General features: G+C 67.3%; 11 protein-coding genes. 3 read left to right on the forward strand and 8 right to left on the reverse strand.

Going from position 1 to position 13896, the window contains the following annotated elements:
* The first annotated feature begins 34 nt into the window (after positions 1-34).
* Positions 35-1990 (forward strand): polysaccharide biosynthesis protein, encoded by a 1956-nt coding sequence (locus tag KF709_01230; GenBank protein MBX3173010.1) that lies wholly within the window; start codon positions 35-37, stop codon positions 1988-1990.
* Here KF709_01230 and KF709_01235 read toward each other — a convergent pair.
* The 5 genes from KF709_01235 to KF709_01255 form a co-directional block, all read right to left on the reverse strand.
* Positions 1947-2933, reverse strand: a complete 987-nt coding sequence (locus KF709_01235; protein ID MBX3173011.1) for a hypothetical protein — start codon at positions 2931-2933, stop codon at positions 1947-1949. The two genes, KF709_01230 and KF709_01235, sit on opposite strands and share 44 nt — an antisense overlap.
* Positions 2930-3871, reverse strand: a complete 942-nt coding sequence (locus KF709_01240) for an NAD-dependent epimerase/dehydratase family protein (protein MBX3173012.1) — start codon at positions 3869-3871, stop codon at positions 2930-2932. The genes KF709_01235 and KF709_01240 overlap by 4 nt, the downstream gene beginning before the upstream one ends.
* 65 nt (positions 3872-3936) lie before the next feature.
* Positions 3937-5175 (reverse strand): DUF1501 domain-containing protein, encoded by a 1239-nt coding sequence (locus KF709_01245; GenBank protein MBX3173013.1) that lies wholly within the window; start codon positions 5173-5175, stop codon positions 3937-3939.
* Positions 5176-5182: 7 nt separating this feature from the next.
* Positions 5183-6565, reverse strand: a complete 1383-nt coding sequence (locus KF709_01250) for a DUF1800 domain-containing protein (GenBank protein ID MBX3173014.1) — start codon at positions 6563-6565, stop codon at positions 5183-5185.
* 96 nt (positions 6566-6661) lie between these two features.
* Positions 6662-7432 carry an SDR family oxidoreductase gene (locus KF709_01255; protein ID MBX3173015.1) on the reverse strand — a complete coding sequence of 257 codons (771 nt, stop codon included), beginning with the start codon at positions 7430-7432 and terminating at the stop codon, positions 6662-6664.
* Positions 7433-7571: 139 nt separating this feature from the next.
* Between KF709_01255 and KF709_01260 the strand changes: the two genes are divergently transcribed.
* The gene (locus KF709_01260; protein ID MBX3173016.1) at positions 7572-9695 is read left to right on the forward strand and encodes a response regulator; all 2124 of its coding nucleotides are present in this window, start codon (positions 7572-7574) and stop codon (positions 9693-9695) included.
* Here KF709_01260 and KF709_01265 read toward each other — a convergent pair.
* The gene (locus tag KF709_01265; protein ID MBX3173017.1) at positions 9692-10342 is read right to left on the reverse strand and encodes a regulatory protein RecX; all 651 of its coding nucleotides are present in this window, start codon (positions 10340-10342) and stop codon (positions 9692-9694) included. The two genes, KF709_01260 and KF709_01265, sit on opposite strands and share 4 nt — an antisense overlap.
* A gap of 138 nt (positions 10343-10480) precedes the next feature.
* Between KF709_01265 and KF709_01270 the strand changes: the two genes are divergently transcribed.
* Positions 10481-11767, forward strand: coding sequence for a hypothetical protein (locus KF709_01270; protein ID MBX3173018.1), 1287 nt, complete (start codon positions 10481-10483; stop codon positions 11765-11767).
* Between the two features lie 342 nt (positions 11768-12109).
* Here KF709_01270 and recA read toward each other — a convergent pair whose 3' ends face one another.
* Both recA and KF709_01280 read right to left on the reverse strand, forming a co-directional pair.
* Positions 12110-13144 (reverse strand): recombinase RecA, encoded by a 1035-nt coding sequence (gene recA / locus KF709_01275; protein ID MBX3173019.1) that lies wholly within the window; start codon positions 13142-13144, stop codon positions 12110-12112.
* A gap of 315 nt (positions 13145-13459) precedes the next feature.
* Positions 13460-13861 carry a YraN family protein gene (locus KF709_01280; protein MBX3173020.1) on the reverse strand — a complete coding sequence of 134 codons (402 nt, stop codon included), beginning with the start codon at positions 13859-13861 and terminating at the stop codon, positions 13460-13462.
* Positions 13862-13896: the final 35 nt, after the last annotated feature.

The raw sequence follows: 13896 nt of genomic DNA on the forward strand, positions 1-13896 counted from the left end.
GGCCGTTGCGGGTGTCGTGCAGCTGACGGCTCCCGTGAAATCACCATTTCGTTACCTGATCGTCTCTCCGATGGCCGCCTCCCCGACCCAGTCCGCAATGCGCAATCGACACTTTCTGATCCTAGACATCCTGGGATTGGCTGTCGTCCCAGCCGTGGTACTTCTTTTGCGCTTTGAGCGCCTGGATTGGCCACCAGGCTATGCGCAGACCATGCTCATTTATGCGGCTCTGACGCTTCCCGCTCGCGTCTGGATCGCATGGCAACAGGGGATGTACCGAACGCTCTGGCAGCATGCGAGTGTTGTCGAGCTCGAGCGCGTCCTGGGGGCGGGGGTCAAGATTGCAGGCCTCAATTTTCTCGTCGGTTTCGGATTGCTCCAGTGGGGAGGAATTGCGCCATTCCGGATGCCGGCGTCCGCGCTGGTGTTGGATGCACTCCTCTCAATCGCTGTTTTGGCTGCACCTCGCTTCGCCGTGCGATTCGCCACCGCGAGCCGCCGGAGGAGCCGCGATGGGCGCCGGACGATTGTTGTCGGGGCGGGAGCCGCCGGTCAGCTCATCGCGCGGGAATCGATGACCTCGGATCGCGCGATGCATCAGGTCGTCGCGTACGTCGACGACGACGATAGCAAGCTTGGGCAGTTTCTCAGTGGCGTTCGCGTCGAAGGACGGATTGATGACCTTCCCCGACTGATTCGCGACCTTGGGGCCAAGGACGTCATCATCGCGATGCCGTCCGCGCGCGGGCCGCTGATCCGTCGAATTGTGGAGATGGTCGCCTTGGCGGGAGCTTCCGCTCGCATCGTGCCATCTCTCTCGGATATCGTCTCCGGACGAGTGGAGATGGCCTCGCTTCGCCCCGTCGAGATTCAAGACTTGCTGCGTCGCGCACCGATAATCACGGACTTGAACGCGGTCGGAACGCTCTCTGCCAGCAGGACGGTGATGGTGACGGGAGCAGGCGGATCCATCGGGTCGGAGCTTTGCCGGCAGATAGCAGCGCTCGAACCAGAGTTGCTGGTACTACTGGACCATTCAGAGAACCAAGTGTTTGAGATTGAGGGTGAGCTCCGCGTGCTGCACCCAACGCGCCGGCTGGCACCGGTGATCGCGGACATCCGCGATGCCGCCCGCGTCCGTCAGGTCTTTGAGCGCTATCGACCATTCGCTGTATTCCACGCTGCGGCTCACAAGCACGTTCCCCTCATGGAAGAGAACATCGTGGAAGCCATCACGAACAATGTTCTCGGAACGCGCAACGTCGTGGACGCGGCCATCGACACTGGTGTCCAGCACTTCGTCCTCATCTCGACGGACAAGGCGGTGCGCCCGACGTCTATTATGGGCGCGACCAAGCGAATAGCGGAGATCGTTGTGCGCCTCGCCGCCGCGAAGGAGGAACGCCACTTCGTAGCCGTGCGATTCGGCAACGTGCTGGGTTCCCGAGGTTCCGTGGTGCCGACGTTTCTGCGCCAAATTCAGGCAGGCGGCCCCGTCACGGTCACGCATCCGGAAATGCGTCGCTATTTCATGACGATTCCTGAGGCCGTGCAACTTGTGCTGCAAGCCGGTGCTCTCGGAGCCGGCGGCGAGTTGTTCGTGCTTGACATGGGTGAGCCCGTGAAGATTGCCGACCTCGCCCGCGACCTCATCCGCCTTTCAGGCCTTGAGGAGGGCGTCGATGTCGAGATCAAGTACACCGGCATGCGACCCGGCGAGAAGTTGTACGAAGAGGTGCTCTTCGGCGACGAAGACGTTGGAGAGACCTCTCACCCAAAGGTCATCCGCGTGCTTGCAGACGAGCCGGATCCGGGACTCGAGTCGCGCATCGCCGATTTGATCCGCATGGCGCAGTCCGTGCCTACCGACGACGCCAAGCTGCGGGCCGCACTGATCGCCCTCGTCCCGGACTTCGTGGCCAGCGTGCGTGCCCCAGATGTCCTGCCTATCCGACGACGGTCAGGGGACCACGGGCTCGGTTCATCCTGAGAAGGACCCAGCCGCATAAGGTGAGCCCGGCGAGGTAGGCTGCCAGCGGCGACCAGCCCGCGTTCGGAACCCACAGGGCGAGCAGGAGCCCGGCAATGCTCGCCAACCCGTAGAGCAGCGTCACCGGTGCATGCCCGAAGCGCCCGTTCGCCAGCAGTTGATACACATGGCTCCGGTGGGCCTCACTCAGGCGCTCTCCTCGCGCGGCACGGCGGACCAGCGTCACGCTGGCGTCGAGGAAGATTGGCGCCAGCGGCAGGAAGGTCGCGAGGAGGCCCACGGCGCCCTCGCGAATGACTAGCGCGCCGAGGCCGACGAACACGACGCCCAGACCTCCAGAACCCGCGTCGCCGAGGAAGATTCTTGCGGGCGCCCAGTTGAGCAGCAGGAAACCAACGGCCGCCCCCGCTAGCACCGCAGCCGCATTTGCGAACACGGATTGCGGTACTAGCAGCAGGACGTGCGCGGCGAACACCAGCGCTTGCACGCCGATAATGCCATCGATGCCGTCAATGAAGTTCACGACGTTGATGCTCGCCGCCGTCCAAAACGTCCACCACGCGAACGCCAGCCAACCAGCGAGGCCGAGACTAGGGGCGATCATCGCGATGGTCGCACCGGCAACCAAGTGCGCCGCGAATCGTGTGCGCGGGCGGATGCCGCCCATGGAGTCGTCGAGCCATCCGACGATCGCGGTCAGCAGAACGGCGAAGCCCAGGAAGCCGGCTACCCGCGCCCCGCTCGCGGCCCCAACTGTGATCGAGAGCAGAACGAGCAGCACCGGCATCAATCCCAGCCCCCCGCCACGGGGTGTCGGGACCGTGTGCGAGCTTCGCGCATTCGGCGTGTCGAGTACACCCTTTGCGAGTACATAGCGGCGGACAGCGAGCACGGCGAGAAACGACGACGCTGCGGCCACCAAGAACCAGGTAGACCGGTTCACGCGGCCTCCCAATGACGCACCGTGGCCGCGAGTCCGTCGTCGATCGTGTGCGGTGGACGCCAACCCAGCTCCGACATTGCGGCACTCGGCATCACTCGGTACTCCTCGAGCAGTCTCGAGGCCTCGGCGCCGCGCCCAAGCATCCCGAACCCGAGTCTGAGCAGCGATGGCGGCATCGGCACAAGCAGCGCGCGCCCTCCCATCGCGGCGGCGAGCCGCCGAATCAGATCGCTGGTGGTGAAGTCGCTCCCGTCGGTTCCCAAGTACACGCGACGCGACGCACGCGCATCGGTGAGCACGGTGTCCACCAAGTGCGCGAGGTTGTCCACGTAGACCATGGATCGGACATTGCGCAGTCCACCCAACGGGATGGGCAGGCGCCGCGAGAGCCTTGCGAGTCCGAGCAGCCTGCGGAAATTGCCGCCAACACCGGGGCCGTAGACCAGCGGGGACCGTATCACGGTCCACTGCAACGACGCATTGGCCTCGGACAGCACGTGCTCAGCCTCGACCTTGCTCTGTCCGTACGGGTCTTCCGGCGCCAGCGAGGACGTCTCGGAGATGGGACCTGCCCCGCCCTCGCCGTGCACCTTGATGCTCGAGAAGAGCACCAGCTTGCCGCCACCGCGGGCGACCAATGCGTCCGCAATTGCCCGCGTGGACTCGACGTTGGCGCGGCGGAACTCGGCGAGCGGGTCGCTGGAGATCTCGCGCATGACGTGGACGCGGGCGGCAAGGTGGACCACTGCATCGACGTCGGTCAGCACGCGCGCCATGGCGGATGCGTCAGAGTAGGCAGGGACCGTGCGCCAGGAGACTGCGTCTGCGTCTGGGTGCGCCCCGCGTGAGAGGCCAACAACCTGATGGCCCGCGGCCGTCAGTGTCGCGACAACGCGTGACCCGACAAACCCTGTCGCTCCGGTGATGGCGATTCGCATCGCATACAGATATCCCCAGACGCGCGCGCTGTCACCTGCCCGAGTTGGCCAGCGCGTAGCCTTGCCTAGCCACTGAGCAGCGTCAGGCCGAGTAGCCCCGTACTCCCCGGCAACACCCGCTCCACCTGCCCCGCCGTCAGGTCAAACACAGGCCCGACCACCCCCGCCAGCACCGCGCGCGTATCCAGCGTCCCCGCCACGTCCCTCCCCTCAAACAGCTCCCGAGCCCCCAGCCCAGGCCAGTCGGTCACCACCCGCGACCGCCCCACCTTCGGCCCAATCACGAACCCCGCCCCGCCAGTCCCGTGGTCGGTCCCGCGGGTCCCATTCGGCCGCGCCGTCCGCCCGAACTCCGTCATGACCACCACGGTGGTGTCGGCCCAGTCGCGATCCATCGCCACGCGGAAGCCCGCCAGCCCGTCGCCGAGCTGCCCGAGCAACCGATCCAGCGCCCCGCCTGCCAGGCCTTGATTGGCGTGGGTGTCCCAACCGGAAAACTCCACGGCCGCGACGTTCGGCCCATCGGGGGCACGCATCAGCCGCGCCGTGGCCTGAAACAGTGGAGTGATGCCACCCCGCTGTGCCCCGCCACCTGCCATCGCCTCCTCGCCCACGGAGGCCTGTTGCTGGATGGCCGCCTCGAAGCGCCCCGAGAGCGCGCGGTCCCGGCGATAGAGCGATGCCAGCCGCTCGAGATACGCGTCGTCCACCGCCCCGAGCTGCGCGGGTGACCAGGTCCGCACCTCGAACGGACCGCTCAGCGATCGCGGCATCCCACTGGCCACGGCGATGCCGCTGCGCTCGCCAGGCATCACCTGCAGCAGGCGGTTCAGCCAGCCCTCGGCGCTGCCAACCGGGCGGTCGAGGCCCGTCTCCAGCACCGCCTGTCCGTCGAAGTGGCTGCGCGTGCGGTAGGGAATCGCCATCGCGTGCAGGGCGACGAGTTCGTTGCGCTCCCAGAACTCGTGTAGCGCACCGAGGCCCGGCGCGAGGCCGAAGGTACCGTCGAGGGGTGTGAGGGTGTCGGAGTCGAACGCCATCGCGCCGCGCAGCGCGCGATAGGCGGGATCGCCGAAGGGCACCAAGGCCGCCAGGCCGTCCACCCCGCCCCGCAGCAGCACGAACACCAGGCGGCCCTGCTGCCGCAGGTGGGCGAAGCGCACCACCGGCATCCCGAAGGTGGCGATGCCACCCGCGCACATCGTGCCAAGGAACGCACGGCGGTCCATCGCGGCGATGTCCACGCCCCGCCCCGCGCGCAGCGCCGCGTCCGCGCCGAGTACCGCCTCGAGATGTCCGGTCATCGCCGCCTCACCGCCATTGGAAGTTGGGACTCGCCAGCGCCAGCGCGACGCGCTCCGCGCGCGGGATGTCGCTGTCATCGAGCAATGCGGCCAGCGCGCGCGCGTCCTCCCCCTCGCCGGGCACGGTGGAGCCGAGCACGGACGGATCCGCCGCCCGTGCGAACGGACGCCGCGCCAGTGACCGCGCGAACTCCGCTCGGTTGAGCAGCGAGTCGGGATCGGCCCAGTCGCGCTGCAGGTCGCCGTAGCCCTTCGGACTGCTCGGCGCCCACAGCGGCTGCCGCAGCTGCCGCAGCGGCAACACCAACGCCTCGCCCGCGGCTGGCGGCAATGCCATCGCCCGCGAAAGCGCCGTCACCCAGTCCTGCGGCGTGCGGAACTTGCGCGCACTCGGCTCCCAGGCCTCCGGCAGCTCGACCAGCGCCCGCGACACGGCCCGCAGGTCGCCCTCGGTATCGCCGAACACCTTGGCCACGCGATCCACCGCCGAGGCCGGCGGCTCATCGCTCACGAAGTGCCGCACCAGCTTGCCGGCGATGAACCGCGCCGTGCTGGGGTGCCGGCAGAGCGCGCGGATCGCCTTCACGCCCTCGGCCTCTCCCTCTGCGTACCGCGCGCCCAGTACGGTCTTGCGGCCCTGCTCGTGGCGTTCGGCGGCGAAGCGGAACTCCGGCACGCGCGCACCATCGAGCCCATCGGAGGTCCAGCCGGTAAGCAGCCGGGCCAGCTCGGTGACGTCCTGCTGCGAGTAGCCACCATCGACGCCAAGGGTGTGCAGCTCGAGCAGTTCGCGGGCATAGTTCTCGTTGAGCCCGGCCTGCGCCGCGCGCTGCACACCCTGTCCACCACGGCCGCGCGAACGCGCCAGCTGCGCGCGCTGCACCACCGGCGACTTGGGCCCGATGCTCTGCGCGTTGTCGAGATAGGCCAGCATTGCGGGATGCCGCGCGCTGGCCAATACCATCTCATCGAAGCGGCCGAGTACGTGCGCGCGGGCCACGCTGCGCTCATAGCTCCCAGCCAGCGGGCCGACGATCACCTTGGCGCCGATGCTCACGCAGAGGTGGTCGTTCCAGAAGGCGATGAGGCGCTCGACGAACGGACGCTCGCTCGCGCTGCGTAGCGCCATCGCACTGCCGGTCTCGCGGCCTACCACCGCGACAAGCCGGCGACGCGCCTCCGCGCGGGCCTGCTCCTGGCCGCGTGCCGCCTGCCGGAAGGCGCGCAGGGCGGCGGCGATCTCGTCGTTCGAGGCGCCTTGTGGTGTGGGGCGGGCCGGCGGCGGGCCTTCGAGCTGGGCCAGGAGCCAGCCGCGGGGGTCGCGGTGGCGGGCGGCCTCACCCGGGCGGGCGCCGAGTCCGAAGCGGTTGAGGGCGGCGTGGGCGGACATATGTGTAGCCTACGTGGCGCCACTAGCAGCGTTAAGGCCTGAGCTGAGGTGCGGGAACTGCCGGCTCCGCAGTTGCCTGGCGGAGAGAGCGTATCGCTACCCCGCCAACACACTCCCTCCATTCACATTCACAATCTCCCCCACGATATGCCGCGCCCCCGGCATACACAGCGCCACGACCGCGAAGGCGATATCCGCCGGACTCGCCACCCGCCCCACCGGAATCCCCGCCTCGATCCGCGCCCGGCCCCCTTCGGCGAACGCATCCGCACACATCTCCGTATCCACCCAGCCCGGCGCCACTGAGTTCACCGTAATCCCCCTGGGCGCCAACTCAATGGCCTGCGACTTCACGAACGAGATCATCGCGCCCTTGCTGGCCCCGTAGTCCGCGTGGAAGGCCTCGCCGCGCTGACCGGCCGTGGACGCCACGTGGACGATGCGGCCGCCATCACCCATCACCCGCGCCGCGGCCCGGGACACATAGAACATGGCGTCCACGTTCTCGCGCATCGTACGCCGCCACCGCGCGTCGTCCATCGCGTCCACGGCTAGGTCCTCGCTCGGCCAGATGCCGGCGTTGTGGACCAGGATGTCCACGCCGCCGAAGGCATCAGTGGCGGCCCGAATAAGCGAATCGGCGCCGGAGGCGTCAGCTAGGTCTGCCGCGTGGGCAATCGCCTTGCGGCCGTTCGTGGAGAGCTCCCCCACCAAGGCGTCCGCGTCCGCCTTCCGCGAGCGGTAGCCGATACACACCGACGCGCCAAGCGCGTGCAGCATCCGTGAGACGGCGGCACCGATGCCACGGCTGCCGCCAGTGACCACCGCGCGTCGTCCTTCGAGTTCAAAATTTGTGACGTAGGTCATTGTTTGAGTCGGCTCAACCCGAGTATTCCGGTACCAACCTGACAAAGTCAGGACCAATTGGTACTAATCTGCCCTAGGGCGGGCTCAGGACGGTAGGGCGCGCCAGCGGGTGTCCTTTGCCTCGAGGCATTGGCACGCGATGCTTCCGGAGCTGGTCCCACCGATCATATCGAACTTCGGCTGGCTTCTCGCGCTGGCGGTCCTGGCCGACCTGCGGCCCTCGCGGCGTGACGACCGGCGCGTTCGTACCCAACTCGTGCTCGGCCTCGTGCTCGGTGGGGTCGTCGCCGTCACGATGCTCCAACCGCTGCGTGTTGAACCTGGCCTGGTGCTGGACTCGCGAGGAATCGTCCTCGCCGTCGCAGGGCTCTGCCTGGGCGCCATCCCGACATTGGTTGCGGCGGTCGTGGGAATCGGAGTCCGTGTCTTCGTGATCGGCGGACCGGCGGCAGCGATTGGCGCCATCTATGTCGCAGCAGCCGCCGCCGTCGGTCTCGTCGCGCACCGGCATCGCGCGCGGCGCTCGAGCGATATCTCGGCGGTGCAGTTTGCGACACTCGGTGCCGCCGTTGGCGCCATCCAATGGGCCCTCGCGTTCTGGCTGCTGCGCAACATTGACACGACGCTGCGCTGGATCTTGCTGCCGGTCCTGGTGCTGGCCAACGCCGGCGGCACCCTCGCGCTGGGCCTCCTGCTCCGGCGTCGCGAGCGCCGAGATCGCCAGACGCGCACCCTCATCGAGCGTGAGGCAAGCTTCCGTGCACTGGCCGAGGACTTGCCGGGCGTCGTGTATCGTGCCGAGGACGCGGACGCCGGCCACTACACGTACGTCAGTCCGGCCGTGAGTCGTTTTGGCGTTACCCCGGAGCAGTGGGCCCGCGCTCCCTGGGCCTGGCTGGAGACCGTCCATCCGGACGACCGTGAGTCGGTGCGCGCCACCCTGAGCGAGAACAACGCCAAGGCCCAGCCAACACGACTGCGGTATCGGCTGCTGGCCGCCGACGGGAGCCCACGAGTCGTCGAGCACGCGGCCCACCGCGTCCTTGACGAGAACGGCGAGCCGCTGTTCGCGCAGGGCGTGCTGCTTGACGTCACGGAGTCCGTCACGCTCGAGCAGCAGTTTCGCCACGCGCAGAAGATGGAAGGCGTCGCGCGGCTCACCAGTGGCGTCGCGCACGACCTGAACAACCTGCTCACGGTCATCAACGGCGTGGTCGACCTCAGCCTGCTCGAACCCGCCCTCACCGATCGCACCCGCCAAGACCTGCTGGAGTTGCGTCGCACCGCCGGGCGCGCGACGCGCCTGACACGCCAGCTGCTCTCCTTCGCGCGTCCGAAAGCCGCGCAAGCAGGGACCATCGAGATCAATGCGGAGCTCACCAATATCCTCGAGCTCCTGACGCGCATCCTTGGGGAGGACGTGCAGGTGGACCGTGAGGGGCACGCGGCGACCGCGCACGTCCGAATGGACGCGGGTCACTTCGAGCAGGTCGTGATGAACCTCGCGGTCAATGCACGCGATGCGATGCCAGGCGGAGGACGGCTCACCATCCGGACGCGACTCGGGTCCGCGAACGAGAACGGGTCCGGCGACGGGGTCGGTGCGCCCGTGCTTCTCGAGGTCTCCGATACCGGCCACGGCATGGACGAAGCCACGCAATCAAGGGTCTTCGAACCGTTCTTTACCACGAAGACGGCGGACAAGGGCACTGGCCTCGGACTGTCCACGGTGGCCAGCCTCGTGCGGGAAGCGGGCGGCAGCATCGCCGTGTCCTCCACTCTAGGGAGCGGCACAACCTTCAAGATCATCTTTCCGACCGTCGCCGCACCGCACCGGCGCGCGGCTGCATCGCGCGCGCCGACGCCAGCTCACTCCGGTGGCCGCGGCACCGTCCTGCTGGTGGATGACGAGGACTCGATCCGTACCGTCGCCACGCGCGTCCTTACCCATCACGGCTTCCACGTCATCGCGGCCGCGGACGGCGTCGAGGCGCTCCGGGTGGCCGAATCCTGCGGCGAATCGCTCGACCTCCTCCTGACGGACCTCGTGATGCCAGGCGTGACGGGGCCGGAACTCGCGGCGCAGCTCGGTCTGTCAAGGCCAGGACTGCGGATCCTGTTCACGTCCGGCTACGCGGAGGACTCGATCACACAGCAGTTCGGACTGACACCCGGCCCTTGGCGATTCCTCCCAAAGCCCTACGGCATGGACGAGCTGCTCGCCGCAGTCGGCGACTCGATGACACCGCGAACGGCGGCCTAGGCCTGGCCGCCGAGCCGGCGCAGTTCTGCGGCAATCGCAGAGGTGCTGAACCCGCGCCGCGAAAGGAATCCAATCAGCCGCCGCCGTGCGACCTGCGGCTCCAGCTCCGCAAGCGTCCGCCACTTCCGCTGCGCCACCGCCGCGATCGAGGTCGCCTCGTCGGCCAGTCCCTCGTCGCGCAGTTCGGCGAGTACCTCATCCACCAGCTCACGTGCGACCCCTCGCCGAGCAAGCTCGGCCGCGACGCGGCGCGGCCCTTGTCCCCGTCCCACCGCGAGCCGCGAGCGCGCAAACCCGTGTGCGTACTCCCGATCGTTGAGCAAGCCGAGGGCCTCGAGCTTGTCGAGCGTCGGTTCGATCTCCACCGCGGAGAACTCCCGCTGTTTCAGCCAGCGCGACAGCTCGACGCGCGAGCGGGCGCGGCGCGCCAACCCATCCGTGGCGCGATCGTAGCAGGCGACCGCGCGGGCCGCCTCCTCCAAGCGAGCGCGGAGCGCGTCGTCCACCGCCGAGCCAACGCGCAGCCCTAGGTCGGCGAGCCGATCCACCGACACCGCCCCGACGGCCTCACCGTCAACTTCTACGACATAGCGCCCCGCCCTCCGCGGGTGTTCGCGCAGCGCCGTGACACGTCCGATACCAGCCATCAGCGGAATCTGTATGACGTCCGTAAGCGTGAGCAATGACGCGGCTTGACCCGTCGCGTTCCGGTATCTATCTCGCAGGCTTCCCAGCGCGGTGCATCACCATCGCGCCGCCACCAGTGTCGGAGAATCTCGAGCTTGATGTCCCGCCTGACCCTGCGCCATACGGCGCTCGCGTCCAGCCTGTGCTGTGCCCTCGCCGCCCCCGCCGCCGCCCAAGAGCGGCCTGATCCCTCGGCCATTGGCAACGGCCCCAGAGCCCTCGGGATGGCCCAGGCCGTCACGGCCGTCGTCGATGACATCACGGCGATTGGCTGGAACCCCGCCGGCCTGACGTTCCTCGAGCGCCCGGAGTACGGCTTCGTCAGCCGTGTGATGGTGATGGCCACAGGTGTCACCGCGACCACGAACCGAGTCACGCCCAGCGGTTTCCCGCGCTTCACCGGTGACGGTGAACTCGCGGGCACCTTGGACGCGCTCGAGTTTGCTGGCATTGCCGTGCCCTTCCAACTGGCTGGCCGAACCGTGGCCGTCGGGGTCGCCTACCGGCGCTTCGCCGAGACCCCGCGAGTGGGCGCGTTCAAGGTGAACCGCCTCGAGAGCAACGGACGCTATTTCAGCACCACGCGGTATTTCGTCGAGGAGGGCCTGCGGGCGATCTCGCCCACGGTGGCCGTCGCCCTCAGCGACCGCCTGCGCCTCGGCGTGACCGCGAACCTGCTCGGCGGCGAGGAGAAGTACGTGGTCGACGGGCCCATCGCATTCAGCGGTTCCGAGGCCACGCGGCGGGTGCGAAGGACGCTCATCGATCGCGACATCTCCGGTCTGGCCCTCGACGTCGGCGCGATGTTCCAGGCCACCGAGCGCCTGCGTATCGGCGTTCACGCGACGCTTCCCCACGACCGGCAGTTCACCCGGGTGGACTCCACCGGAGAGATTGCCGCGACGCGGCAGGCACCTCTACAACTGAACGTGGGCGTGGCGCGGAAGATGGGCACGAAGTCCGTGTTGAGCGCGGATGTCCACTTGGCGCCCTGGGCCGCCATGGACCTCACCTCCGACGCGGACGGCTCCGACATCCCGACCCGCACGGGCGTCGGCGATGCCACGGGCGTCCACGTTGGCTGGGAGCGGGACTTCACGAACTACGACCGCAAGTCCGCCATCCGACTCGGCGCCTTCGTCCGCCGCACCAGCTTCGTCTCCTTCGACGACAAGCAGGTCAGCGCCTACGGCGCCACCATCGGCCAGAGCTGGTACTACGACTCCTGGAGCTTCGACGGCGGTGTCCTGCTCGGGCGCTCGACGCGCTGGCTGCGGTCCCAGGCCACGGACACGGACGTTTCGCTACAGAACACGGATCTGGTCGTGTCGCTTGGGCTGCGGTGGCACATCGGCAAGCCTCGCGGTTCGGACGGAACCAACTGATTACCACGGAGACACGGAGACACGGAGAACTACAGCCCGCCTGATGTACTCCGTGCCTGCTCTAGGGGTTATCTGAAGGGGGCTCGGCGGACAGATCTGTCCGCCGAGCCCCCTCAGTACTTGCCCCCGAGTCGAGCAGCGATGCCTCCGCGCGTCCCGACAGACTCCGTGTCTCCGTGTCTCCGTGGTAAACCCAGCCGACTCAGCCCAACGACAGAGCCAGAAGGCCCAAACAAAGGCCAGGAAAGCAGTCGAGGGCGGACCCACAGTGGAACGCTGGGGATTCCGGGCCCCATCGACTCACCGCAAATCACGCCCTCGACAACCTACCTCTCGTCCCGCCTACTTCTCGTCCTCCGCGTCCTCGGCGACCACCTGCTTGTTGATGCCGAGCACCGCCTTGACCTTCTCCTCGATCTCCGCCATCACGGCCGGGTTGTCCTTCAGGAACAGCTTCGCATTCTCGCGGCCCTGCCCGATCCGCTGCGACCCGTAGCTGTACCAGGCCCCCGACTTCTCGATGATCCCCGAGTCCGCGCCGATATCCACCAGCAAGGACACGTGCGAGATCCCTTCCGCGTACATGATGTCGAACTCCGCCTGACGGAACGGCGGTGCCACCTTGTTCTTCACCACCTTCACCCGGACGTGCGAACCCACCACGTCCTCCTTGTCCTTCACCGGGCCGATGCGGCGGATGTCGAGCCGCAGCGACGCGTAGAACTTCAGGGCCTTGCCGCCGGTGGTCGTCTCGGGACTGCCGAACATCACCCCGATCTTCTCACGCAGCTGGTTGATGAACACCACCGAGCAGTTCGAACGGGCAATCGCACCGGTCAGCTTCCGGAGCGCCTGGCTCATCAGGCGGGCCTGCAGGCCCACGTGCGAGTCGCCCATCTCCCCCTCGATCTCGGCCTTCGGCACCAGCGCCGCCACCGAGTCCACCACGATCACATCAACCGCCCCACTCCGTACCAGGATCTCGCAGATCTCGAGCGCCTGTTCGCCGGTGTCCGGCTGCGACACCAGCAGCTTCTCGACGTCAACGCCCAACTTCGCAGCGTAGTCCGTATCCAGCGCGTGCTCCGCGTCAATGAACGCCGCGGTGCCGCCCAACTTCTGCGCATTGGCCACGACGTGCAGACAGACCGTCGTCTTGCCGCTGCTTTCCGGTCCGTAGATCTCGGTGATGCGGCCCCGCGGGAATCCGCCGACGCCAATCGCGGCATCGAGGTTGATCGCTCCCGTCGGAATCGCGTCCACCTTCACCTTCGCGCCATCCTTCCCCATCTGCATGATGGCGCCCTTCCCGAACGACTTCTCGATCTGCGACACCGCAAGGCCCAATGCCTTCTTGCGATCGTCCTGCGCTGCCACGGTCGTAGCCATCGTGTACCTCGGGGAGGTGAAAGGGAATCTACCTGCTGGGGGGCGAGGGGCTACCCCCGAAAGAACGTCGAACTTTCCGGGTGTCTCCCGGACACCGAACAAATGGCGAATCGCCACGCGGTCCGCAAGGCCCAATTTTGCTCAGTTTCGCAGTCTCAACAGCTGCCGGATACTTTCTGAACAGCACTATGTAGATTTTTGATATCGCTATGCTCTGTAATGTTTTAAGTGGTATTGGAGGCGTGGATTATCTGAGGAAAATCTGTTGACTGACACAAGTTTTCCACACTTTTCCACAGCCGGCTAGCGGACTTCGAAGGCATTCTTCACGTGCTTCACCAGAACCCGATTGTCACCGAAAAGGATGCCGACGACATCGAACTGATACGTCTCGCCGGACCGCCCGTGTCGGTCGATCCAAACGCGCGCGCTACGCGCGAGTTCACGCTGCTTTCGATGGTTCACTGCCTCGACCGGATCACCGAAGTCCGCACCAATCCGCGCCTTCACCTCGACGAACGCGATGCAGTCCTCACGGGCCGCGACGAGGTCGATATCGCGCCGTCCATTCCGGAATCGGCGCGCCAGGATGCGGTAGCCCTGCTTGAGCAACCAGCGCTCCGCGATGCGCTCACCAAGCGCACCGAGACGCTGGTTGTGCGTCGGCTTCCGCTCAGGCGTTGTGGAGGCAGTGGGCGCAGTCATCGGCAGCGAACCTACGGCTGCCGGCGGCCGCGATG

It is taken from the genome of Gemmatimonadaceae bacterium, from assembly GCA_019637445.1.
Classification (GTDB): domain Bacteria; phylum Gemmatimonadota; class Gemmatimonadetes; order Gemmatimonadales; family Gemmatimonadaceae; genus Pseudogemmatithrix.